Here is a 23,392-nt window from a genome sequence, read left to right on the forward strand (position 1 = left end):
TTAAAGGGGTTAATTACAAAGGAATATTTCCGTGCTTCTTTGCCGGATTGGTTTGTTTCTTGGTCTGCAATTGTTGCAGGGCGCGGATGATGCGGAAGCGGGTGTTGCGCGGTTCAATCACGTCATCAATGTAGCCGTATTTCGCCGCATTATACGGATTGGCGAACAATTTGGTATATTCGGCTTCCTTCTCAGCCATGAACGCTTTCGGGTCTTCGGCTTCTTTCGCTTCTTTGGCATAGAGCACTTCTACGGCTCCCGCACCGCCCATTACGGCGATTTCGGCGGTAGGCCATGCGTAGTTCATATCACCGCGCAATTGCTTGCAACTCATCACAATGTGCGAACCTCCGTAGGATTTGCGCAAGGTGACGGTCACTTTAGGTACGGTGGCTTCTCCGTATGCATAAAGTAATTTGGCTCCGTGCAGGATAACGGCGTTGTATTCTTGTCCCGTGCCCGGAAGGAATCCCGGAACGTCTACCAACGATACGATAGGAATGTTGAATGCATCGCAGAAACGGACGAAACGGGCACCTTTGCGTGAAGAATTGCAGTCGAGTACGCCCGCCAAGAATTTCGGCTGGTTGGCTACAATACCTACCGATTGTCCGTTGAAACGGGCAAAACCGACGATGATGTTCTTCGCAAAGTCTTGTTGCACTTCCAGGAATTCGCCGTTGTCTACGATAGCGCCGATTACCTCATACATATCGTAAGGCTTGTTCGGGCTGTCGGGAACAATTTCGTTCAGCGAGTCTTCCAACCGGTCTATCGGGTCGGTACAATCTATATAAGGTGGTTCTTCGAGGTTGTTTTGAGGGATGTAGCTCAAGAGTTTGCGGATAAGCGCCAATCCTTCTTCTTCGGTAGATGCCGTGAAATGGGTTACTCCCGAGCGGGTGGAGTGCACGCTTGCGCCTCCTAAGTTTTCTTGTGTCACGTCTTCGCCGGTCACGGTCTTTACCACTTTCGGCCCGGTGAGGAACATGTACGAAGTGCCTTCCATCATCAAGGTGAAGTCGGTCAGTGCCGGAGAATAAACGGCTCCTCCCGCACAAGGTCCGAAGATGCCGGAGATTTGCGGGATTACGCCCGATGCCAAGATGTTGCGCTGGAATATTTCGGCATAGCCAGCCAATGCGTTGATGCCTTCCTGGATGCGTGCTCCTCCCGAGTCGTTCAGCCCAATGACGGGTGCTCCCATCCGCATTGCCATATCCATCACCTTGCATATCTTTTGCGACATGGTTTCCGACAAAGAACCAGCCGATACAGTAAAGTCTTGTGCAAAGACATAAACCAGTCTTCCTTCAATGGTTCCATATCCGGTTACGACCCCGTCGCCCAGATATTGTTTCTTCTCCATACCGAAATTGGTGCAACGGTGTTTCACGAACATATCCATTTCTTCGAAACTGCCTTCATCGAGCAGCATGGAGATGCGTTCGCGTGCTGTATATTTCCCTTTTGCGTGTTGTTTCTCGATGGCTTTTTCTCCACCTCCCAAGCGGGCTTTGGCACGCAATTCAATCAGTTCTTTTACTTTTTCAAGTTGGTTACTCATGGTATTTTCGTTTTATAGATTTTTACTTTTCACACAATTCAGTCAATACGCCCATTGTTGATTTCGGATGCAGGAAAGCGATTTGCAAATTCTCCGCACCTTTACGTGGAGCCTTGTCTATCAGCTGGATGCCTGCTCCTTCGGCTTCAGCTAATGCGTTGGCTACTCCGTCTTCAATGGCAAAAGCGAGGTGGTGGATGCCCATGCCGCGTTTTTCGATAAAGCCGGCAATGGTACTGTCCGGGCTGGTCGGCTCCAATAATTCGATTTTGGTATCTCCGCATTTCAGGAAAGCGGTCTTTACCTTTTGGTCTTCTACTGTCTCTATGTTATAGCAAGTCAGTCCGAGAACTTTTTCATAATACGGAAGGGCTTCTTCGATGCTCTTAACGGCAATGCCCAAGTGTTCAATGTGAGAAATTTTCATATTTGTTGTTTTTTATAGGGTATTAAATTCTTAAGTCATTTGCATTGATTGCACAAAGAAAAGAAAAATGTGCGATATATGAAATTTTTTCCCTATTTTATTTCATGGAAAGCATGTCTTTATTGGTTTTGTAGCGCATTGTTACTGTTATAGTGATTGCTTTTTTAGTCTGTCAAGATGTCACTTTCCTTATGCCAAAAATGCATACGGGTTCATCAGCCATCGAAGCAGGCTTCATTGGCTGATGCACTTAGGTTCGTTGGCTTATGAAGCTAAGTGCGTTTTTTATTGATGCTGAGTGGAGCGAAGCATAACTCCCTCCATTTCTGATTCGCATTAAATATAGAAATGAATAAGCAGCCGGTTGAGCCATTTCCAGCGGATGCGGAACCAGCGGCGGGTGCTTAATTGCCTGCCTCCGAAACGGAGGATGAAGTCGCGGTAGGTATATTTCTTGAAAGGAAGCCCTGCTTCGATGAACTCGAAATGTCTGTAACCTTGCTGGCGGGAGTAGGTCATGGCGTTCCATACGGCAAGGACGCCCGGATAGAGAAGCGGATAAGTCTTGCGCATGCCGGAAGAGAAAAGTAAATAGGCTGTATTTTGTGAGAATAGGCATACCGAGCCTCCGATGATTTTATTTTTGTAGCGGATGAGAAAGATTTTCCCTAATTCGTGTTCAGAAGGACGTTTCAGCAAGGAAAGGAAGAAACGCAGGTCGGGCAGGTAACGGTGTATCTTGGCTGCATAATATTTCCGTAGCATATTGAAAAAGGCTTCGATGTCTTCTTGAGTGCGTGCGATGTCCATTGTCGCGCCATTTTTCAATCCACGTGCTATTTGCCTTTTGCGTGATGCGCTAATCCATTTATCGAGGGTTTGATGATGAATGGAGTTGCGTACCCGAAGCCATCGGATAGGGAAATATCCGTTTTGCCGGAAATAGCGATAACCGAAAAGTGGTTCTTCTAAGTTCCTGAATTCCAAAAAGAAGGATTGGTCTTGGAATATGATTGTAAAATAGGAAAGAAAATTTCCAAAGATTTCATCGGCTTTGCGTGAGGTGTTGAAATATTCACCTGTTCCGTATGCGTATGTCTTTTTTCGGAGTCCGGTGAGCCGTGCATTGCGGCGCGTGATGCAGAGCAGCTTTCCGATAGGCGTATCGTTTTCCCATGCTACCAACAATACAGGACGATAGCCGGGAGTTTGTTCCAGTACTTGAAACAAATCGGTGGAATGAAAGATATTTGTTCCGGGAAGGTCCGGAATGTCTTTCGAATGTTCGTATGTGCTTATTCGAATAGTCATGGTACTGCAAAGATAAAAATTTTTTTGAGACAGTATATCTAATCGGGAAAAACATGCCAATAAAAAGGATTTTCCGAACGAAACCGAATAAATTTGAAATGGATTTGAAATAGTGCCGGTAAATTTGACCTTCTCGTTTTTTACGAGTATCTTTGTCGGACTAATAGATAAGAGTTTATGGAAAACTTCAGTGATTTGATTAAGCAACGGCGCAGCATGCGCAAGTTTACCGAGGAAGAATTGACACAGGATGAAGTGGTGGCTTTGCTTAGGGCTGCTCTGATGTCGCCTTCTTCGAAGCGGAGTAATTGTTGGCAATTTATTGTGGTAGACGATAAGCATACGCTTGAATTGTTGTCGAAATGCAAGGCATCGGGAGCCGATTTCTTGAAAGATGCCCCGCTTGCCATTGTGGTATTGGCAGATCCGTTGGCGAGCGATGTATGGATTGAAGACGCTTCTATCGCGTCGATTCTCATCCAGCTTCAGGCAGAAGATTTGGGACTGGGAAGTTGTTGGATTCAGGTCCGGGAACGCTATACCGCCACGGGCATGCCTGCCGATGAGTATATACACGATGTGTTGGATATCCCTTTGCAACTTCAGGTGCTTTCTATTATTGCCTTAGGTCATAAAGGCATGGAACGGAAACCGTTTGACGAGAGCAAATTGTTGTGGGAAAAGGTACACCTTAATAAATATAATAAGGGAGAATGACGGCAAAGGGATTATTATCAACTGAAAAGATAGTGTTGGTTGGTGCCGGAAATGTGGCGACCCATTTGGGAACGGCATTGCGTGGTGCCGGATATGCGGTACTTCAAGTGTTTAGCCGGACGGAAGAATCGGCTTCGGCGTTAGCTGGGAAATTGAATTGCCCTTATACGACGGATATCAATCAGGTAGTGCCCGATGCGGAGCTTTATGTCGTATCTGTTAAAGACGCGGTGTTGGCAGAGGTCATTCCGCCTTTGGTGCGCCGTAATCCGAAAGCCTTGTTCGTGCATACGGCAGGAAGTATGCCGATGGATGTATGGAAAGGCGAAGCCGTCCGTTACGGGGTGCTTTATCCGATGCAGACCTTTAGCAAAAGCCGTGCGGTAGACTTCTCTACGGTTCCTTTTTTTATAGAAGGTTCGGGAAGAGAAGAGGCAGAGGCATTGAAAGCCGTGGCGGAGCGGATAGGAGGGAAGGTATACGAAGCTACTTCCGAGCAACGCCGGTACTTGCATATCGCGGCGGTATTCGCTTGTAATTTCACGAATCACATGTATGCTTTGGCGCACCGCCTGCTGGATTCCCACGGTTTGCCTTTCGAAGTGATGTTGCCTTTAATCGACGAAACGGCACGGAAAGTACACGAATTGCCTCCGCTTGAAGCTCAGACTGGACCGGCAAGGCGGTATGATGAGAATGTAATCGGAAAACATCTGGAAATGCTTGCCGATGAACCTCGTTTGGCAGAATTGTATGAAAAAATTAGCCAAAGCATTCATCGGTTGGCTTAGGCTTATACTTTGCGCTGGATATTGTTAAAACGCAAAGACGCAAAAGCGCAAAGTCTTTCATTTTTGAGAGTAAACACACAGATAGATGCATTGGTTCTGCGACCTTTGCTTTCTCAAAAATAGATTCTCTGCGCTTTTGCGTCTCTGCGTTTTTTAATATTAGAACTCAAATGATAAATTATGATTTAACGAAGATACGGGCACTGGTATTCGATGTAGACGGAGTATTGAGTGCCGAGACCGTTCCGATGAGTGCGGAAGGGGAGCCTATGCGGACGGTGAACATCAAGGACGGATATGCCCTGCAACTTGCCGTAAAATGCGGATTGCATGTAGCGATTATTACCGGAGGACGTTCAGACGCTATTCGGAAGCGTTACGAAGCGTTGGGAGTGAAAGACATCTACATGGGCGCTTCGGTCAAGACGAAAGAATATGCTGACCTGCTTGCCCGGTACGATTTGAAGCCGGAAGAAGTGTTGTATATGGGCGATGATATACCCGACTATGATGTCTTGCGTTTGACCGGCTTGCCTTGTTGCCCTGCCGATGCCGCTCCCGAAATCAAGGCGGTGTGCAAGTATATTTCTCATCGGAACGGAGGATACGGATGCGGACGTGATGTGATAGAGCAGGTCTTGCGGGCACAAGGTAAATGGATGTCGCATGCCGATGCGTTCGGATGGTAACTCCTTAATTACAATAAAATATAAAAATAATGGTATTAGAGAATTTGCAAAAATACAAAGTGAAGCTTGCTTCCAATTCGCCCCGTCGCAGGGAATTGCTTTCGGGGTTGGGCATTGATTATGAAATAAAGGTATTGCCGGGCATTGACGAGACTTATCCCGACACCTTGAGCGGTGAAGAGATTCCGGTTTACATCGCCCGTGAGAAGGCAGATGCATACCGGAAAGACATGAAGGAGGATGAACTGATTATCACGGCAGATACCATTGTGTATATCGACGGGGAAGTGTTGGGAAAGCCGGAAGACGAGGAAGATGCGTGCCGGATGCTTCGCAAGTTATCGGGAAGGACGCATCAGGTCATTACGGGAGTGTGTCTGACGACATCTGCTTTCCAGAAAGCTTTTGCTTCGGTGACGGAAGTGACTTTCGCGTCGTTGAGTGAAGAAGAAATCCGGTATTATGTTTCTCATTACCGTCCCTTTGATAAGGCGGGTGCATACGGAGTGCAGGAATGGATTGGCTATGTAGGCGTTACGGGAATGAAAGGTTCTTTCTATAATGTGATGGGGCTTCCCGTCCAGCGGCTTTATCAAGAGTTGAAAGCGTTGTAAGTGGGTGTTTGAATTTAAACGCAGAGACGCAAAAGCGCTGAGCAACAATTTCTTGATACGCCCTCCGAGTAGTGACAAGTAACTTTTAATTTTTAACTACTCCGTGCCCTTTGCTTTCTCTAATTATATTCTCTGCGCTTTTGCGTCTCTGCGTTTATTTAAATCCAATAGTTAAACAGTTGACTAATTCCGAAAGAATGTGTATCTTTGCGCCCCGAAAGGAAAAAGATTGTTTTTATGGGAAAAGAAAGTGCTGCATTCAGGGAGCTGATGTTGCAGGTGTTCCGTACGCGGATGGCTTTCAGGCGTTTGGTGCAACGTGCTCTACGGAAAGTGGAAGCAGGGATAACGTTCGAGATGCTTCAAGTATTAAGATGTTTAGGGGAAGAGCAGGGGATTACCCAGCAAGTATTGGCGGAGCGCATCGCCAAGGGGAAGGCTGCCTTGTCCAATCTGATTGCGAATTTAGAGAAAAAGAAATATGTGTACCGGCTGGAAGACGCTTCCGACCGGAGGAACAAACGGGTGTATTTGAGTGAGGAAGGGGCTTTGTTTTACGGACAGCTCCGTTCGTCACTGGATGATATCTATGCCTCTGCGGGGATAACGGTGGGAATGGAGAAGATGAAAACCCTATTGGCTGACTTAAAACTGACTCGTGATGCGTTGGAGGAGATTTGACCGGTGGCTTTGGGCGGGCTTGGCGTTTGTGTCGCTCGAAGCGCAAGGGGCAATGGATGTAGAGAGTGAGTGTGCCTTGTCTGCCGATTCAATGTTGCTCACCGTAGACGAACTGTTCCGCTTAGGTGTGGATAATAGTTTGAAATTGCAGGCAGATGCCTTGGATGAGGCTATGGCGCACGAGCGGAGCCGCACGGCACGTGCTTCGCGTTTGCCCGATTTGCAAATCGGATTGAACGGGGGAGTGATAGGCCAGCCCATTGTGTTCCAACGTGGTTTGTCGGCTGCTACGTATCCCGATACGCCCGATTGGTCGCAGAATTATGCGATTGATTTTACCCAACCTCTTTATGAAGGCGGGCGAATCCGTTATACCATCCGGAAAGCCGATTTGGAAAAGCGTGTGGCACAACTCCGTACCGCAACCGACCGTGCTGACGTAAAGCTCAGCCTTTTAGAACAATACATGAGCCTGTTCAGCCTGTACAAACAGCGTGAGGTCTTGATGCGGAACATCGAAGAGTCGGAGTTGCGTCTGAAAGACATCCGGCAGATGAAGAAGGAGGGGCTGATTACGAACAACGATGTGTTGCGGAGCGAAATGCAGCTTACGAATGACCGGCTTTCATTGACCGAGACCGAGAACAGCTTGGCATTGGTATCACAACAATTGGATATCTTGTTGGGTATCGATGAAGACCGTTTGCTTTTGCCTGATACGTCTTTGCTTTACCGTGCCGTGGCATTGGAACCGTATGATGCTTACGTGGCTGAGGCTTTCGATAATGACCCAGCCATGAAATTGCTTCGTAAGCAGACCGAACAGGCGAAGAATGAAGTGCGGTTGGTAAAAGCCGAGTCCTTGCCTCATGTTTCGCTTTATGCATCGAACACCTTGGCGCGTCCCGTTTCGCGGACCATGGCAGATTTGTATAACAACAATTGGAACATTGGCTTGTCGGTTTCCTATCCGCTTTCTTCGTTGTATAAGAATAACCATCGGGTAAAGGAAACCAAATTGGCTGTATTGATGAACCAAAATGCGGAAGAACAGAAGATGCAGCAAGTGCGGGTGACGGTACGTACGGCATTTCTTCGTCATCGGGAGGCGTTGCGTCAGGTAGAGGCGTTGAAGCTTTCGGTGAAACAAGCCGAAGAGAATTACCGCATCATGCAGAACCGCTATTTGAACCAACTGGCTATCCTGACCGATTTATTGGATGCGAATACGGTGAGGCTGAACGCCGAATTGCAACTGACTTCGGCACGCACGCAGGTGATTTTCACCTATTATCAACTGGAACGGGCGTGCGGAAGATTGTAAAAAACAAAAACTATGGCAGAACTGAAAATAAAACGAGACAGATTGAAGAAATTACGGATGCGTAACCGTATCTTGAATACGGTCTGCATTATCTTGGCAGGGTCGGGACTGTGGTGGACCGCTACTTATTTCTGGCGTTATTTCAATTACGAAGTGACCAACGATGCGTTTATTGACCAATATGTGGCACCCTTGAATGTCCGTGCGTCGGGGTATATCAAGGAGGTGCGCTTCAAGGAACACCAATATGTGAAGAAGGGCGATACGTTGTTGGTGTTGGACAATAGCGAATACTTGATTAAGGTAAAGGAAGCCGAAGCTGCCTTGCTTGATGCACGTGGTGCACAGGATGTGCTTCATTCGGGTATTGAGACATCGCACGCCAACATAGCTGTACAGGAAGCCAATATTGCCGAGGCGAAAGCCAAGCTATGGCAATTGGAACAAGATTACCACCGTTTCGAGCGGCTGCTGAAGGAAGAATCCATTCCCGAACAACAGTTCGAACAAGCAAAGGCTTCTTACGAGGCTGCCCAAGCGCGTTATCAAGCCTTGTTGGAACAAAAGCGTGCCGCCCAGTCGCAATATACCGAGGCTAACAAGCGTACCACCAGTGCACAGGCTACTATTTTGCGTCAGGAAGCCGACCTCGACTTGGCAAAGCTGAACTTGTCTTATACTATCCTGATAGCTCCTTACGATGGCTATATGGGACGGCGTACGTTGGAACCCGGACAGTATGTGCAGGCAGGTCAGACCATTTCGTATTTGGTCCGGGGAGATGACAAATGGGTGACGGCAAATTATAAGGAGACACAGATAACGAGTATCTATATCGGACAGCCCGTACGTATCAAGGTAGACGCTTTGCCTGGCAGGGTATTCGAAGGGGAAGTGACTGCTATCTCCGAGGCTACCGGTTCGAAATATTCGTTGGTGCCTACCGATAATTCGGCGGGAAACTTCGTGAAAGTGCAGCAACGCATCCCGGTACGCATCGACCTGAAGAATGTATCCGATGAAGATATGCGGCATTTGCGTGCCGGCATGATGGTAGAGACGGAGGCATTGCGGAAATGACGGACGTTAGAAGTTTGGGGCTGCCCGTCCGCCGATGGGTGCCCGATTGGCTGGCTTTGGCAAGTGTGTTCATCGTTATCTTGCCGGTGCTGATGGTAAATGGTTCGTATACGGGCAGTATGCTCGAAGTGTCGAACACATTAGGTACGAATACCGAAGACATCACGATGGGCTATTATGCCACATCGGCAGGATTCGCCATCGGTTATCCCATTGTGCCCAAGGTCTTGTCGGCTATTCCCGAAAAAATGATGTTAGTGGTCAACCTCACTTTGCAGTTCCTGCTGAGTTGGGTGTGCGCCCGTTCGCAAAACGTTGACATATTGATTGTGGCAAGTTTCGTCATTGGTTTCCTCAAAGGATTCATGATGCTGTGGTTCATCCGTATGGCTCGCTTTATCTTTAGCCCGAAGGATGTGCGTAGCGAGTTCTATTCGTATTTCTTCCCTTTGGCTTTCGGCTTCGGCCAGCTTTCGATGGTACTTACGGCAGAGCTTGCCTACCATTATAACTGGAAGTATATGTATTACTTCATGATGATTCTGATGCTCATCAGCATCCTGACGGTTATTGTCTGTTATCGTCAAGATAAGAAGGCAGAGAAGATTCCGCTCTCCGAATTCCATTTCCGCGAGATGATGGTGGCGGCTGTAGGCGTGCTGATGCTGATGTACGTGGCTGATTATGGCAAGATGCTCGACTGGATGGCTTCGTTTAAGATATGCGCTTACATTGTTATCGGGCCTATCCTGTTAGCTTTCTTCATTTGGTTGCAGAAGACGGCGGAGAAGCCTTTCGTCAGTTTGGCTCCTCTGTATCAGCCGAAAGCCGTGGTGGGTTATTTCTATATGATGCTGACGATGTTCTTCAGTACCTCCACTACGTTGCTCACTAATTACATGACCACTATCTTGCAGGTAGATTCCACACGTACCTACCTTGTTTATATATGGGCACTTCCGGGTTATGCATTGGGTGCGTTCATTTGCTTTTGGTGGTTCCGTTGGCAGAGGTGGCGTTTTCGCTTTTTGGTAGCAGGAGCAATGGGGTGTTTTGCCGTGTTCTTCGGCATTCTCTATTTCACCATTTCGCCCGAAAGCACGTATGAGATGTTGTTCTTCCCTATCTTCATCCGTGGGGTAGGGATGTTGGTGCTGATTATCGCCTTCGGTCTGTTTGCGGTGGAAGATCTGAATCCGAAGTTCCTCTTGTCGAACGCTTTCTTTTTGATTTTGTGCCGTTCGGTATTAGCACCGCTGATGGCGACTTCGTTTTATAGCAATACGCTTTATCACTTGCAGCAGAAGTACATACACTCCTTGTCGGAAACCATAACAATGGTCGATCCATTGGCTGCCTCGAAGTTCTCCCAGTCGTTGAGCAGCGGAATCGGGCAGGGTCACGGGTATGCCGAGGCTACCCAAATGGCGACTACCTCGCTTTATTCCACCCTTCAGCAGCAAAGCCTTCTGTTGGCGTTGAAAGACATCTTGGGCTGGCTGTTCATCGTAACATTAGTAATAGCCGTTGTGTCTCGCTTCATCCCGTTCCATAAGACCATCCGGGTTACCTTCGCCAAGGCAGATGATGATATGGTGTGATAAAGGGGCAAATGTTATACGCATTTTGCTTCTTTTATCACTTTCTCTATACACTGTAGAACAATTTCCGCATGGTATTGTGCTTTATCAATCCATTCGGCATTCTTACGGTGGGTTTCTAGCCATTGAAGGGAAGGAAGTGCTTCTTGGGCTTCTATCATGGTGAAAGTGGGGAGCATTTTGTGTGCGATTTCCCCTAATTCTTGCATCGATTTTGTGTTTATCGCTTGCGTTATCCGGTTTTGGTTTTTTCGGGTCTCTTCGATGAATGTCCGGATAATTTGGCGTGCGGCTTCTTCATCGTCTTCGGAGAAAGCGGTCAAGGGAGCGAAATTGAATTTATGGGATGCCCCGTCGGAAGATATTTCCGGTTCTTTGGCTGGCTCTATAGATTCCCATTTCACTTGCAGGGTTTGTCCGCATACTTTGCGTAGCTCTTCCCAGTTGAACGGTTTGTAGAGGCATCCGGCAAAACCTTGTTTTCGGAAGTCTGCTTCGTTCATATCGCTCCGTGCGGTAATGGCTATGATCGGAACGGTCTTTGCTTGTGGCGTGTTGAGCTTCCGAATGGCTTTTAATAAATTAAAGCCATTCATAGCAGGCATTTGTATATCAGTCAGAATTAAGTCTACAGACTCAGTTTGGATGAGTTTGAACAATTCTTCCGGCTGGGTACAACAACGGATTACGGGAGTTTGTTTAGCTGGCAGATAGGCGAATAAGTCGCGTAACATAGCTTCGTTCAGAGCCAATTGGATACGGTCATCATCAATAAGCAGGATGTGCCATTGTTTATTAGGTAAGAATGATGTTTCTTGTATTACGTTTTGTGTTTCTTTGGCATGCCGGAGCGGTAAAGATACATAGAAAGTGCTTCCGTTTCCGGGAGTGCTTTCTATACGGATAGTTCCTTGTAAGAGTTCGATCAGCTTTTGGGTTATGGAAAGTCCTAAGCCGAAACCTTCTTGCCCTTGTGCACTCCTTAATCGGGTAAATGCTTGGAATACATGTGCTTGTTCTTGCGCATTCATGCCACATCCTGTGTCACTTACATAAAATTGGAGTTGATTTTCTTTATATGTGACATTGAGTGTAATATTTCCTTTTTCGGTAAATTTCAAGGCGTTCGATAGAAGATTTTCGGCAATCTGCCGAATACGGAACGGGTCTCCTTCTAAAGTTAGATGAGGAAGGAGGTCTGTTTTAAATGCCAGTTTCAGTTGTTTCTTTTCGGCTGTAGGCAAAAAACTGGTATAAATATGTTCGAATAGTTCATACGGGTTGAAAGACACGGAATTTAAATCCATTTTTCCTGCTTCCAGCCGGTGATAATCGAGCAAGGAAGTCACTAAATCTAGCAGATGGCGTGCCGAGCTTTGCATGTTGCGCAAGTAGAATTGCTGGCGTTGGTCGTGTACCAGTCTGATTAATAGGTCGATGTAGCCGATGATGGAGCCGGCTGGAGCTTTGATGTCGTGTGTGATGGTAAGCATCAGCTTTTCGCGTGCCACGAGCAGGTTTTCGGCATATTGTTTCGATTTTTCCAGTTCTTTTCGGTAATGGTTGCTTCGGGTAAGATCTCGCCATATAATAATGAAGAATATCAGTACGAGCAATATGGCTAAGGTAGCTATGACGGCCATGGTTTGGGCAGCTTGCCCCCTGATTTCCTGTTCGTGTATGATTCTTTCTTCCATAGCAGCTTGCTCATCTGTTTCAATGCTTTCCAACAATTGGTTTACCCTTTGGCTGAGCATGCTTCCGGCTATGCGGAGTTGGTTTATCTGTATTTCTAAAGTGCGTTGTTGTTCTTGCCGGTTTTGGAAAACCTTATGTTGGATAGAGGTCAGCATGCTGGCTATGGTATCTACCGGATTATACGTCTCGTCGATGGTATCGGTATATTCTTCTTGTATGATGTTGTCCACTTGGGTCGAGTCGGGCTTACCCGGAGAGAAAAGGTCGGCAAGGCGCCGGAAGAATTTCTTCGGTTTATGATGGATGGTGTATGAATTGTGATGCGTGACGACACGTCGGCGCACATGAGTATTGTTTAGTAATGAATCTTGCTGGAGGATAAGGCTATCCAGTTGTTGGCGGTAGAGTTCATCGGTCGGGTTTTCCTTGATAGCTTCCAATACCCTCAGCATGTTTTGTTCTTTTTGTTTCAACAACATGCGCACGGTGTCCAACCTAGCTTGTTGCAGGGTGTCGGTCAGTTGTTGCTGGAGGGAGTCTATCAAGATTCCTGCTTCTCTCATCGCGCGTTTATACTTTGGGTATTCGTCCAGTTTCCCCGTACGTAAGGTTTGCCCGATGATTTCGGCGTCATAGAGTTGGGTGATAATCTGATGGGTCGTTTTCCGGCGTAAGCTAATCGTTTCTTCCGTACCCGATGGAGCGGTCAGCAAAGTCATTTGTCGGTAGATGTACCCGATAGCTCCGAAAAGGAGGGCTATGAGCAGGATATATCCGAACGCTATTTTGACTGGAGTGGAAAGCATGGTTTGTTATCTGTTTAATGTGTTTGTTTGGAAACGCAGATTCACGCGGATTAACGTAGATAATAATTTAATTTTAATCCATTTGGCGTTAATCTGCGAAAATCTGCGTTTCTTCATCGTATCACTTGATTATTTGTACACTTAATTTATAGCGGACTTTATACCGGAAACGGAGGTAATACATGATGCCTGCACTGGTCAGTCCGAAGGGGAATGCCATCCAGATGCCTGTAATCCCCCATCCGAGGGTGAAGCCGAAGATATATCCTAAGGGCAAGGAGATAATGAAATAGGCGATGAACGAGAAAATCATCATCGGGCGCACGTCGGCTATTCCGCGAAGTGCATTGGCGAAATTGATTTGAAGCCCGTCTCCGAACTGGTAGAGCAGGAAGGGGATAATCACTTGGGTCACCATAAGGCTGACCGCAGCGTCATCGGTAAACCAGCCTCCGATGTAGTTCCGTAAAAGGTAGATAGGAACACATGTGCAGACCGCCATCACCAAGATGATGTGGAATCCACAATTGGCTATCCGGCGGATATTCTCGAAATCCCTCAGCCCAAGGAAGTTGCTGACGCGGACCGATACAGCGGCTCCCATGCCGTAATACATCATGAAGCAGACTTGGGAAACGGCTATCATGATTTGGTAAGTGGCAAGTTCGGTGCTTCCCAGCCAACCGACCATGATGGCACTGAGGCTGAATGAGGCGGTTTCCATTCCCATTTGGGCGGCAATGGGCCATCCTAACTTATTGAGCAAGGTAAAGTCTGCTTTGTTGGTTTTCCCTTGCATGAATCCCCTGCGGAATTGTTTGTAACGGGCGGTAAGGAAAAACAAGACCAAATAAGCGAGCACCATGAGGATGCGGGATACCAATGTCGAGATTCCCGCACCTAACAAACCTAATTCGGGCAATCCCAGTTTGCCATAGATAAGGATGTAATTTCCGATGATATTTAAAACGTTTCCGCATAAAAGAATCCACATGGAAACTTTGGTGTCGGTAATTCCATCGGTGAATTGCTTGAAGGCATTAAACCAAAGCACAAAGGGGAGGGACAGAAGCAACACGATAAAATACGGACGCATGTAGGGTATCAGCTCTTCAGGCTGGCCTAAACGGTGCAGGTTCAGGTAGAGGGCAAGCATAATGCCGCACACGATAAGGGCAAGCAGGGTATTGGCTGAAATGCTGTTTTTCAATACTTCTCCGGTCTTGTCTGTTTTTCCTTCTCCGAACAGGCGTCCTACTACGGGGGTTAATCCGTATGCGAATCCGGTGCTGAAGATAATGGCGAGATTGAACATGTTGTTTACGAAACTGGCTGCAGCCAGTTCTGTAGAGCTATGATGCCCTACCATGAGGGTATCGGCAAATCCCAATACGATAACGCCTATTTGTCCGATAACGATAGGGAGCCCTAAAGTGAGTAGTGCACGGTAATGTGATTGCTTCATGTCGGTTTGCTTTTTATTTGAACACAGAGGCACAGAGACACCGAGTTTTTAAGCAATTAAAAAATAATCTCCGTGCCTTTGTGTCTCTGTGTTCCATCTATTTTCAATCGTTTTTCGCTTTATAATAAAGGATGCTGCAATTTTCGGGTACAAATGTCCGTTGTGCCGTTTCCTGTATTTGTGTGGAAGTGACGGAGCGGTATTTGCCTACTTCGTCATTAATGTCTTCCGCTTTGCCTATCAGCTCGTAAAAGGCGAGGTTGGTGGCTACGTTTAGGTAATTGATATTGTTGAATATCTGTTCGCTCTCGTAGCGGTTTTTTACCTTTTCCAATTCTTCGGCGGATACGGGGACGGTTTTCAGCTTATCCAATTCTTCCCAAATGGCTTGTTCCGCTTCTTCCAGCGATATGCCTGGTGCGGGTTTGCCCGTAATGTGCAGCAATCCTTCGTCCAGGCTTCCTGAGATATAAGCGTCTATCGAAGCGAATTGTTTCTTTTGCTGTACCAAGGTTTGGATAAAGCGCGAGGAACGTCCGTTGGAAAGCAGGTCGGTGATGACATCAAACACATGATATTCCGGTGAAAAGCGGTTGCACATGTGGAAAGCCATATACAATGCGTCGAGCGGTACTTTCCGTTCCACACTCTTTCGCCGGATTTGTGTCTGCGGTTTTTCCTGCGGCAAGTTGCGTTCAGGTATTTGGCGTACCGGAATCGGACCGAACCACTTCTCTGCCAAGCGGACCGTTTCTTCGAATGAGATATGTCCTGTTACGGAAAGGATGGCATTGTTGGGCGCATAGAAATGGTAGAAGAAGTCTTTTACTTCTTCCAGCGTGGCATTGGCGATATGGTTGATTTCCTTTCCGATAGTAGGCCAGCGATACGGGTGGTGTTGGTAAGCCATTTCGCGCAATAAGTGGGATGCGTCTCCGTAGGGCTGGTTCAGGTTGCGTTGCTTGAATTCTTCGATAACCACCTGACGCTGCACTTCCAGGCTTTGCGGACTGAAGTCGAGGCTCAACATGCGGTCGCTCTCCAGCCAAAAGCCGGTTTCTACGTTCTGATAGGGGAGGGTGATGTAATAATTGGTGATGTCATTATTGGTCCATGCGTTATTTTCTCCTCCGGCATTTTGAACGGGAGTGTCGTAATCGGGGATGTTTACCGAGCCGCCGAACATCAGGTGCTCGAATAAATGAGCGAAGCCTGTATGTTCGGGCGATTCGTCGCGCGCGCCTACATTATATAAGATATTGAGTGCCACCATTTGGGTGGAATTATCTTCGTTGTGCACGATGCGCAGCCCATTGTCCAGCGTATGATGATTAACTTTTATCATTTTTCGTTTATGATGGTTGCTTTCAAAATGCGTATGTTCTCTATAGGGCGATCTGCCTTGTTGGTCTTTACGGCTTCGATGCGTGAAACGGCATCCATGCCTTCTATTACTTCGCCAAATACAGTATAATCGCCGTCTAAGTGGGGTGCTCCGCCTTTTGACGTATAAATTTTGATTTGTTCGGGAGTGAACTTGCGTACGCCTTCTTCTTTTTGTTGTGCTTTGGCTTGTCTTTCTAATGTGTCTTGCAGGGCAAGAAGTCCTGCTGTATCATCGGCTTTGCGCATCTTGAAGATTTCTTTCATGTGCTTGCGTGCCAAGTTTTGGAATATGGTGTCGAGGCGTGCTTGGTTCATGTTCTTTTCCATGGCGATAAGCTGGTCTTCGTTGAACACTTGTCCTGTCACAATATAGAATTGGCATCCCGATGAAGCCCGTTCGGGGTTGACATTGTCCGGTTGGCGTGCTGCTGCTAATGCGCCACGTTTGTGATAGAGCGTCGGGACAAATTCGGCTGGGATTGTATATCCTACATCTCCGCTTCCCAATTTTGCAGTATCGTTGGCGGTCTTGCTGGTAGGGTCGCCTGCTTGAATCATGAAATTTTGGATGACGCGATGGAACAATGTGCTGTCATATACTCCTTCTTTCACCAATTTAATGAAATTGTCCCGATGTTTCGGGGTTTCATCGTATAATTTTACGGTAATGTCGCCCATGGTCGTTTCCAGGCGCACCAATGTTTCGTTTGTCATAGAGTAATTCTTTTTACGATTGCCTGTGCAGGCGATGCAACAAGCTATCAGGGTTAATAAAATAATTGTTTTCTTCATGTCTGGGATGATTTATCGTGCAAAGGTAGCGATTTTCTTCCATATATTCTTTGGAGGTTTATATTATTTAGGAGGTTTCGGCGTTACATTATTGATTTTTTCTTTAATATTGCGGTATAAAATAGAAACAAAATGAAAAAACGGATTATAAGTTTGGGAACCTTTCTGCTGTTGGCAGGAAGTTTGTTGGCACAGATTCCATTTGCATATACTGTGAAAGGAGAATTATCTGATTCTGCTTTTCACGGGAAGGAAATAGCTATTATCTGTGGTGATGATAGACGTGAAATGGCAAAAACAGTCGTTAATGGATGTAATTTCGAGTTTAGCGGTGCAGAGGATAGTGTGAGATATTGCTATGTTTGGGCGGGACGTGAATATGGCGAGTTTATTTTGGAACCGGGGACTATATGGCTGGATATGAAAACGCATCGTTTCCCGACCGGTACATCGTTGAATGAAGCATTAGGGGAATATAATCGTCTTCAGGACCGTGCGTATGCGATAACTGATTCCATTTACCGTTCGGTCATTCACGAAGGGATGAGTCGTGAAGAACGTATTGAGGCTTTGAGTACGCATACGTTTGAGGGCGAACGGATACATTACCGTATGTATAAACCATTTATTTTAAAACATACAAATGATGAAGTAGGGGCAGTGGCGGTTGAGAATCTTCTGATGTTAGGCGCGACTCCTGAAATGTTGGATGACCTTTATCCGCATTTGGGTGAATGGATTTTGTCTCGTCCGTATATTCAGACCAGTATAGCCTTTGTCGAAGCTTCGCGTAACATGGCTCCCGGAAAGCCTTTCATTGATTTTGAGGCGGAAGATTTGCAAGGTAAGAAAATTCATTTCTCTGATTTTGTAGGGAAGGGGAAATATGTGCTGGTAGATTTTGCCGCTAGTTGGTGCGGACCGTGCCGTGAGGAAATGGCTAATTTGAAAGAAGTATACGAAGCGTATGAAGGTGAAAAATTTGATATACTGACCGTTGCCGTAGAGAATGATTCGGAGGCTTCACGCAAGATGTTCCATGATTGTGGGGTAAATTGGAATACGATGCTTAATGCTGGAGAAGTGCCGGCGAAACTATATGGTTTTCGAGGTATTCCGCGGATTATGCTTTTCGCTCCTGACGGAACCATTGTGGCAAATAAATTGCGGGGAGATGATGTTTGGGTGGAATTACGGAAGCTGAATTTGAAGGAGAATAATAGAACCTATATGCATTGATTGATGCATTAGGCTTCATCGGCGATCCTAGCCTAATGAAACTGTAATTTCACCCTGCTAGGACAGCAATCTTATCAGGGTTATATTTGCTTGCCATTGAAATCTGTTGTGCTTCTTACCTTATGTAAATGGCTATGAAATAAAAGCGGATGTGTTGAAATGATAGTTAATATCTATTTCAGCACATCCGCTTTTTGAATTGTATTTAGTGTACTTGATTAGTCAGCCAAGCTCAAAATCTGTGCTTCAGCCGGTACATAGTCGGCTTGGAAGAAGCGGCTTGCACGGAGCAAGTGACGCCAGATACTTACCAATTCTTGCGTTTCCTGCAAGATATTCAGGTAAACCAGCGCGGCTTTCAGGGCGTTGTTGTCCGTTTCCTGCAAGCGGTTCATCTGTTCCTTACGTAAGGCGGAAATCTTGTTCTTCAACTCATCGCCTTTTTTTAGGATTTCGTCCGCATCGGCATAATTGTTGTTTTCGATAGCGGCGCGTGTGCTTTCCATCAGCTTGCAGAGCTCTTCGCGGATGGGAAGGAAGTCTTTCACACTTTCCTTGGCAATCGGGTTGAAGTTGTTGTCTACGTGTTCCTTACACGGTTCGCAGATACGTTTCAGACAGTATAGCATCTGTTCGCAACTATTACTTCCCAAGTGGAACCACGTATTCTTCTCGATGGCAACGGCAATAGGAATGCGGCGCAAGCCGAGGATTTCCTTGCGGCGGCGTTTCTTCAGCATCTTGCGTTTGTCTTCCGCCGAGCTTAAGCCTTTCTTCAAGGGCTTCAAGTCTTGGTTGATGAAGCCGTCGGTCACTTGCATATAGCTCTTTTCGGTGTAGTCGATATAGTCTGCCAATGTTTCACGCACGTGCTGGCGGAGCAAGGTGAGTATTTCCGCCTTGTCTTTGGTAGACATCATGCGCTTGAATATATCGTCGTCTTGTTTCTCGGCTTTTTGCTTTTCGCTGAACTTGATGTTGCTTCTCACTAATAGGAATACGGCTACGCAGATGAAGATGAACATGCCTACGAAGCTGGTGTAATACATAACGATAGTGACAAGGGCACATACCGTGAACGCTACAAATGCCGTGATGAACCATCCGCCGATAACGGAGAACATACCCGTGATGCGGTAAACGGCGCTTTCACGTCCCCAAGCGCGGTCGGCAAGTGATGAACCCATCGCAACGATGAAAGTCACATACGTAGTAGAAAGGGGTAATTTCATCGTGGTACCGATGATAATCAGCAAACCTGAAAGTACGAGGTTGACCGAAGCACGCACCATATCGAAAGCGGCTCCGTTCTCCAGAATCACTTCGTCTTTGTTAAAACGGTTATCTATCCATTTGCGCAAGCCCGCAGGGATGACTTTAATCAAAAATTCATTGGTAGCCGTAGCACGGCGCACGATAGTTCTTGCCAAAGCGGACGAACCGAACATCTCGTCTCCTTCTTCCTGACGCGAAAGGTCGACTGAAGTCTTGATTACGTTTTGCGCTTTTTTTGAGGTAGCTAAAGCATATACCATTACCAAGCCCGACAAGAAGAGGAATATCATCGGGGTATGGGCGGATGACATCAATGAATCCATCGTGAAGTCGTGGATGCCTACGCCGTTCGAGTTTGCTACATAGTCCATATAAGAAGAGTAACCTGCCAAAGGCACACCGATGAAGTTCACCAAGTCGTTTCCGGCGAAAGCCAAAGCTAACGAGAAAGTACCTAATAAAACAATGATACGGAAAACGTTTACCTTGCACCAGTGCAGGATTTGCATCAGGACGGTGAAGAAGACGAAACATCCTAAAATCAGCATCGCGTTGTGAGAGTTAATCCATTCCAACGTTTCGGGAGATATATAAGGTGAGCTTTGCACTCCTTGCAACAAGATGAAATAGCCAAGTGCCGTAATGGAGATTCCCCCGAAAATACCGATTGTCCACGAGAGGTTTTTCTTATAATTGAAACTGAAAATCAAGCGGGAAATGTATTGTACCACTGTACCGGCTATAAATGCGATAGCCACTGAGAGGAAGATTGCCATAATCACCGAGAACGCTTTTTCGGTATTCATCATGTCTCCTAACGAATACATGCCTGTCTCGTCGCCTAAGATTTTCAGGATTGCCAAGATGAATGTACCTCCTAAAAGCTCGAAGACCATCGAGACCGTGGTAGAGGTTGGAAGCCCGAGGGTGTTGAATACATCAAGCAGCACCACATCGGTCACCATGACCGCCAACAGGATACACATGATTTCATAGAAGCTGAAATTGGAGGGCTGGAATATGCCGTGCCGGGCGATATCCATCATGCCATTACTCATAATGGCTCCTACAAAGACTCCCACGGCTGCTACAATGACGATAGTGCGGAATTTGGCTACTTTCGCTCCTACAGCCGAGTTCATGAAGTTCACCGCGTCGTTACTGACGCCCACCAGCAAGTCGAACACTGCCAGCATAAAGAGGAATATTACAATTCCTAAATAAACAGTTTCCATAAAGTTGTTTTAATATTTCGGGTACAAAAGTAGGGAAATTTCGCTTAATACATATTACAAAGCTGTTACAAATTAAAAGAAAGATAATTTCACGTCGTGTTAGTATGTTTATAAACAGATATTTTGTAACTTTGCACCCGAATACACATTATTAACTTTTAAAAGCCATATAGCTATGTCAGAAACGAAGAAAATAAAGACAGCATTGGTTTCCGTTTACCACAAAGACGGTTTGGATGAGATTATTCGCTTATTGGCGGAAGATGGAGTAGAATTCCTGTCAACCGGCGGTACGCGTCACTTTATAGAAGATTTGGGCTATAAATGCCATGCAGTAGAAGATTTGACCGGTTATCCTTCTATTTTGGGTGGCCGTGTGAAGACGCTTCATCCGAAAGTGTTCGGTGGTATCCTTTGCCGCCGTGCCTTGGAAGAAGACCAAAACCAGGTAAAACAATACGAGATTCCGGAAATCGACTTGGTGATAGTTGACTTGTATCCGTTTGAAGATACGGTAGCATCGGGTGCAGGCGAACAGGATATTATCGAAAAAATTGATATAGGCGGCATTTCGTTGATCCGTGCTGCGGCTAAGAATTTCAATGATGTGGTAATTGTAGCGAGCAAGGCTCAATATGGTACATTGTTGAATATCTTGAAGGAGAGAGGTGCAGCTACTACCCGTGACGAACGCCGCCAGTTGGCTTGCGAGGCATTTGGCGTATCTTCTTCATACGATACGGCTATCCATAATTGGTTCGAAGGCAAATAACGCTTCATTTTCAATTGTCAATTTTCAATTTTGAATTTCAATTATGGGATTGTTCTCTTTTACACAAGAAATAGCGATGGACCTTGGTACTGCAAATACCATTATCCTGAGCAATGATAAGATTGTCGTAGACGAGCCTTCGGTTGTAGCCTTGGATCGTCGCACGGATAAGATGATTGCGGTAGGCGAACGGGCTAAAATGATGTACGAAAAGGAGAATCCGAATATCCGTACTGTACGTCCGTTGCGTGACGGAGTGATTGCCGACTTTAACGCTTGTGAGCAGATGATGCGCGGGCTGATTAAAAAGGTAAATCCGGGACGCCGTTTGTTTACGCCTTCGCTCCGTATGGTGATTGGTGTGCCTTCGGGTTCAACCGAAGTGGAATTGCGTGCGGTTCGTGATAGTGCTGAACATGCCGGAGGACGCGATGTGTATTTGATATTCGAACCAATGGCAGCTGCTATCGGTATTGGATTGGATGTGGAAGCCCCCGAAGGAAATATGATTGTGGATATAGGTGGAGGTTCGACCGAAATTGCGGTTATTTCATTGGGCGGTATCGTATCGAACAACTCTATCCGTATTGCGGGTGATGATTTGACGGCTGATATTCAAGAATATATGAGCCGGCAGCACAATGTGAAGGTCAGTGAGCGTATGGCAGAACGTATCAAGATTCATGTAGGTGCAGCATTGACCGACTTGGGCGATGATGCTCCTGAAGATTATATTGTGCGTGGTCCAAACCGTATCACAGCGTTGCCTATGGAGGTGCCTGTATGTTATCAGGAAATTGCTCATTGTTTGGAAAAGAGCATTGCTAAGATTGAGACAGCTGTATTGAATGCTTTGGAGAATACGCCGCCTGAACTTTATGCGGATATTGTGAGCAATGGTATTTATCTGGCAGGGGGAGGAGCTTTACTCCGCGGGTTGGACAAGCGTTTGACGGATAAAATCAATATTCCGTTCCATATTGCCGAAGACCCTCTGTTGAGTGTGGCGAAAGGTACAGGAATCGCGTTGAAGAATGTAGACCGTTTTTCTTTCCTGATGCGGTGATAGGCTTATGCGGAACTTGCTGAATTTTTTAATGAAATATGATTACTGGCTGCTTTTTATTCTTTTAGAAGCAGTCAGTTTCACTTTATTGTTCCGCTTTAACAGCTATCAGGGAAGTGTGTTTTTTACTTCCGCCAATCGGGTGGTAGGACGTGTAGATGAAACCGTGAACGGAATTACTTCTTATTTTGGTTTGAAGAGCATAAACCGGGATTTGGTCAATCGGAATGTAGAATTGGAGTTGGAAGTAAAACGTTTGAACGATGCTTTGAAGGCTTATGAAAAAGATACGCTTGTTCAGAGGCAATTACAACATGAGGCTTCGGGAATGTATACCGTAGTGCCAGCCCGTGTGGTGAATAACAGCGTAACCCGAAGTGATAATTTCATTACGATTGATAAGGGACGGGTGGATAGTGTATATGCAGAAATGGGCGTATTAAGCGGCAATAGTATCGTAGGCATTGTTTATCAGGCTTCGGCACATTATGCTTTAGTGCTTCCTATATTGAACTCAAAAAGCAGTATCAGTTGTAAGATACGGCGGACCGATTATTTCGGAGTCTTGAAATGGGAGGGAGGCTCTTCACGTTATGCATGGCTGAAGGATATTCCCCGTCATTCGGAATTTTCGTTAGGAGATACGATTGTGACAAGCGGGCATAGTGCGGTATTCCCAGAAGGTATTCCGGTAGGTACGGTGGATGATCGGGAAGATAGTCAGGACGGATTGTCTTATTTGTTGAAAGTCCGTTTGTTTACTGATTTTGCACGATTGGCTGATGTGAGTGTTATCCGATATAGCGGAAGGGAAGAGCAGGCTGCATTGGAAGAGAGTATTCATGTAAAATAAATA

19 protein-coding genes and 1 pseudogene are annotated in these 23,392 nt (G+C 46.2%); 12 read left to right on the forward strand and 8 right to left on the reverse strand.

The genetic code is table 11. The features are described 5' to 3' along the window. Window positions 1-13: 13 nt before the first annotated feature. The 3 genes from B5F91_RS11105 to B5F91_RS11115 form a co-directional block, all read right to left on the reverse strand. Complete coding sequence (locus tag B5F91_RS11105; protein WP_087429158.1) at window positions 14-1,567, reverse strand: acyl-CoA carboxylase subunit beta; 1,554 nt, start codon at window positions 1,565-1,567, stop codon at window positions 14-16. A gap of 22 nt (window positions 1,568-1,589) precedes the next feature. After that, window positions 1,590-1,994: a methylmalonyl-CoA epimerase gene (gene mce, locus B5F91_RS11110; RefSeq protein ID WP_087429159.1), complete on the reverse strand. Its 405-nt coding sequence runs from the start codon at window positions 1,992-1,994 to the stop codon at window positions 1,590-1,592. Between the two features lie 336 nt (window positions 1,995-2,330). Then, a complete protein-coding gene (locus B5F91_RS11115) occupies window positions 2,331-3,305 on the reverse strand; it encodes a GNAT family N-acetyltransferase (protein WP_087429160.1) in 975 nt (324 codons plus the stop codon). Window positions 3,306-3,482: 177 nt separating this feature from the next. Here B5F91_RS11115 and B5F91_RS11120 point away from each other — a divergent pair, with 177 nt between their 5' ends. The 8 genes from B5F91_RS11120 to B5F91_RS11155 all read left to right on the forward strand — a co-directional run bounded on the left by B5F91_RS11120 (window position 3,483) and on the right by B5F91_RS11155 (window position 10,802). Further along, window positions 3,483-4,022 carry a nitroreductase family protein gene (locus B5F91_RS11120; RefSeq protein WP_087429161.1) on the forward strand — a complete coding sequence of 180 codons (540 nt, stop codon included), beginning with the start codon at window positions 3,483-3,485 and terminating at the stop codon, window positions 4,020-4,022. Next, window positions 4,019-4,813 (forward strand): Rossmann-like and DUF2520 domain-containing protein, encoded by a 795-nt coding sequence (locus tag B5F91_RS11125; RefSeq protein ID WP_087429162.1) that lies wholly within the window; start codon window positions 4,019-4,021, stop codon window positions 4,811-4,813. The genes B5F91_RS11120 and B5F91_RS11125 overlap by 4 nt, the downstream gene beginning before the upstream one ends. 170 nt (window positions 4,814-4,983) lie before the next feature. Then, a complete protein-coding gene (locus B5F91_RS11130; RefSeq protein ID WP_087429163.1) occupies window positions 4,984-5,502 on the forward strand; it encodes an HAD-IIIA family hydrolase in 519 nt (172 codons plus the stop codon). Between the two features lie 29 nt (window positions 5,503-5,531). Next, window positions 5,532-6,116: a Maf-like protein gene (locus tag B5F91_RS11135; RefSeq protein ID WP_087429164.1), complete on the forward strand. Its 585-nt coding sequence runs from the start codon at window positions 5,532-5,534 to the stop codon at window positions 6,114-6,116. A 237-nt stretch (window positions 6,117-6,353) separates the two neighbouring features. Then, window positions 6,354-6,797: a MarR family transcriptional regulator gene (locus B5F91_RS11140; protein ID WP_087429165.1), complete on the forward strand. Its 444-nt coding sequence runs from the start codon at window positions 6,354-6,356 to the stop codon at window positions 6,795-6,797. 52 nt (window positions 6,798-6,849) lie between these two features. Further along, the gene (locus B5F91_RS11145; protein WP_087429166.1) at window positions 6,850-8,121 is read left to right on the forward strand and encodes a TolC family protein; all 1,272 of its coding nucleotides are present in this window, start codon (window positions 6,850-6,852) and stop codon (window positions 8,119-8,121) included. Window positions 8,122-8,133: 12 nt separating this feature from the next. After that, window positions 8,134-9,201, forward strand: a complete 1,068-nt coding sequence (locus B5F91_RS11150) for an HlyD family secretion protein (protein ID WP_087429167.1) — start codon at window positions 8,134-8,136, stop codon at window positions 9,199-9,201. Further along, window positions 9,198-10,802: an MFS transporter gene (locus B5F91_RS11155; RefSeq protein ID WP_087429168.1), complete on the forward strand. Its 1,605-nt coding sequence runs from the start codon at window positions 9,198-9,200 to the stop codon at window positions 10,800-10,802. Before B5F91_RS11150 ends, B5F91_RS11155 begins: the two co-directional genes overlap by 4 nt. 14 nt (window positions 10,803-10,816) lie before the next feature. On the opposite strand, the gene B5F91_RS11160 is transcribed toward B5F91_RS11155, so the two are convergent. The 4 genes from B5F91_RS11160 to B5F91_RS11175 form a co-directional block, all read right to left on the reverse strand. Then, window positions 10,817-13,306, reverse strand: coding sequence for a hybrid sensor histidine kinase/response regulator (locus B5F91_RS11160; protein WP_087429169.1), 2,490 nt, complete (start codon window positions 13,304-13,306; stop codon window positions 10,817-10,819). A gap of 121 nt (window positions 13,307-13,427) precedes the next feature. Next, on the reverse strand, window positions 13,428-14,771 hold the full coding sequence (locus tag B5F91_RS11165; protein WP_087429170.1) for an MATE family efflux transporter: 1,344 nt from the start codon (window positions 14,769-14,771) through the stop codon (window positions 13,428-13,430). Window positions 14,772-14,874: 103 nt separating this feature from the next. Then, complete coding sequence (locus tag B5F91_RS11170) at window positions 14,875-16,116, reverse strand: pitrilysin family protein (RefSeq protein WP_087429171.1); 1,242 nt, start codon at window positions 16,114-16,116, stop codon at window positions 14,875-14,877. Further along, entirely contained in the window at window positions 16,113-16,949 is an 837-nt protein-coding gene (locus B5F91_RS11175) for a peptidylprolyl isomerase (protein ID WP_087429172.1), read from the reverse strand. Before B5F91_RS11175 ends, B5F91_RS11170 begins: the two co-directional genes overlap by 4 nt. A 132-nt stretch (window positions 16,950-17,081) precedes the next feature. On the opposite strand from B5F91_RS11175, the gene B5F91_RS11180 reads away from it, so the two are divergent. After that, window positions 17,082-18,188 carry a TlpA disulfide reductase family protein gene (locus tag B5F91_RS11180; protein WP_087429173.1) on the forward strand — a complete coding sequence of 369 codons (1,107 nt, stop codon included), beginning with the start codon at window positions 17,082-17,084 and terminating at the stop codon, window positions 18,186-18,188. 218 nt (window positions 18,189-18,406) lie between these two features. Here B5F91_RS11180 and B5F91_RS11185 read toward each other — a convergent pair whose 3' ends face one another. After that, window positions 18,407-20,698: an inorganic phosphate transporter gene (locus B5F91_RS11185; protein WP_087429174.1), complete on the reverse strand. Its 2,292-nt coding sequence runs from the start codon at window positions 20,696-20,698 to the stop codon at window positions 18,407-18,409. Between the two features lie 175 nt (window positions 20,699-20,873). Between B5F91_RS11185 and B5F91_RS11190 the strand changes: the two are divergent. The 3 genes and pseudogenes from B5F91_RS11190 to mreC all read left to right on the forward strand — a co-directional run. Next, window positions 20,874-21,461: pseudogene (locus B5F91_RS11190) on the forward strand (IMP cyclohydrolase); the annotation flags it as partial. A gap of 52 nt (window positions 21,462-21,513) precedes the next feature. Further along, the gene (locus tag B5F91_RS11195; protein ID WP_013617396.1) at window positions 21,514-22,536 is read left to right on the forward strand and encodes a rod shape-determining protein; all 1,023 of its coding nucleotides are present in this window, start codon (window positions 21,514-21,516) and stop codon (window positions 22,534-22,536) included. A 7-nt stretch (window positions 22,537-22,543) separates the two neighbouring features. Continuing rightward, on the forward strand, window positions 22,544-23,389 hold the full coding sequence (gene mreC / locus B5F91_RS11200; RefSeq protein WP_087429176.1) for a rod shape-determining protein MreC: 846 nt from the start codon (window positions 22,544-22,546) through the stop codon (window positions 23,387-23,389). Window positions 23,390-23,392 lie beyond the last annotated feature (3 nt).

The organism is Bacteroides sp. An322 (assembly GCF_002161765.1).
GTDB classification, from domain to species: domain Bacteria; phylum Bacteroidota; class Bacteroidia; order Bacteroidales; family Bacteroidaceae; genus Phocaeicola; species Phocaeicola merdavium.

Bases quoted from the DNA above. Each gene is read 5' to 3' on its own strand.
- B5F91_RS11105 (WP_087429158.1), bottom strand. From the start codon at position 1,567: ATGAGTAACCAACTTGAAAAAGTAAAAGAACTGATTGAATTGCGTGCC.
- mce (WP_087429159.1), bottom strand. From the start codon at position 1,994: ATGAAAATTTCTCACATTGAACACTTGGGCATTGCCGTTAAGAGCATC.
- B5F91_RS11115 (WP_087429160.1), bottom strand. From the start codon at position 3,305: ATGACTATTCGAATAAGCACATACGAACATTCGAAAGACATTCCGGAC.
- B5F91_RS11120 (WP_087429161.1), top strand. From the start codon at position 3,483: ATGGAAAACTTCAGTGATTTGATTAAGCAACGGCGCAGCATGCGCAAG.
- B5F91_RS11125 (WP_087429162.1), top strand. From the start codon at position 4,019: ATGACGGCAAAGGGATTATTATCAACTGAAAAGATAGTGTTGGTTGGT.
- B5F91_RS11130 (WP_087429163.1), top strand. From the start codon at position 4,984: ATGATAAATTATGATTTAACGAAGATACGGGCACTGGTATTCGATGTA.
- B5F91_RS11135 (WP_087429164.1), top strand. From the start codon at position 5,532: ATGGTATTAGAGAATTTGCAAAAATACAAAGTGAAGCTTGCTTCCAAT.
- B5F91_RS11140 (WP_087429165.1), top strand. From the start codon at position 6,354: ATGGGAAAAGAAAGTGCTGCATTCAGGGAGCTGATGTTGCAGGTGTTC.
- B5F91_RS11145 (WP_087429166.1), top strand. From the start codon at position 6,850: ATGGATGTAGAGAGTGAGTGTGCCTTGTCTGCCGATTCAATGTTGCTC.
- B5F91_RS11150 (WP_087429167.1), top strand. From the start codon at position 8,134: ATGGCAGAACTGAAAATAAAACGAGACAGATTGAAGAAATTACGGATG.
- B5F91_RS11155 (WP_087429168.1), top strand. From the start codon at position 9,198: ATGACGGACGTTAGAAGTTTGGGGCTGCCCGTCCGCCGATGGGTGCCC.
- B5F91_RS11160 (WP_087429169.1), bottom strand. From the start codon at position 13,306: ATGCTTTCCACTCCAGTCAAAATAGCGTTCGGATATATCCTGCTCATA.
- B5F91_RS11165 (WP_087429170.1), bottom strand. From the start codon at position 14,771: ATGAAGCAATCACATTACCGTGCACTACTCACTTTAGGGCTCCCTATC.
- B5F91_RS11170 (WP_087429171.1), bottom strand. From the start codon at position 16,116: ATGATAAAAGTTAATCATCATACGCTGGACAATGGGCTGCGCATCGTG.
- B5F91_RS11175 (WP_087429172.1), bottom strand. From the start codon at position 16,949: ATGAAGAAAACAATTATTTTATTAACCCTGATAGCTTGTTGCATCGCC.
- B5F91_RS11180 (WP_087429173.1), top strand. From the start codon at position 17,082: ATGAAAAAACGGATTATAAGTTTGGGAACCTTTCTGCTGTTGGCAGGA.
- B5F91_RS11185 (WP_087429174.1), bottom strand. From the start codon at position 20,698: ATGGAAACTGTTTATTTAGGAATTGTAATATTCCTCTTTATGCTGGCA.
- B5F91_RS11195 (WP_013617396.1), top strand. From the start codon at position 21,514: ATGGGATTGTTCTCTTTTACACAAGAAATAGCGATGGACCTTGGTACT.
- mreC (WP_087429176.1), top strand. From the start codon at position 22,544: ATGCGGAACTTGCTGAATTTTTTAATGAAATATGATTACTGGCTGCTT.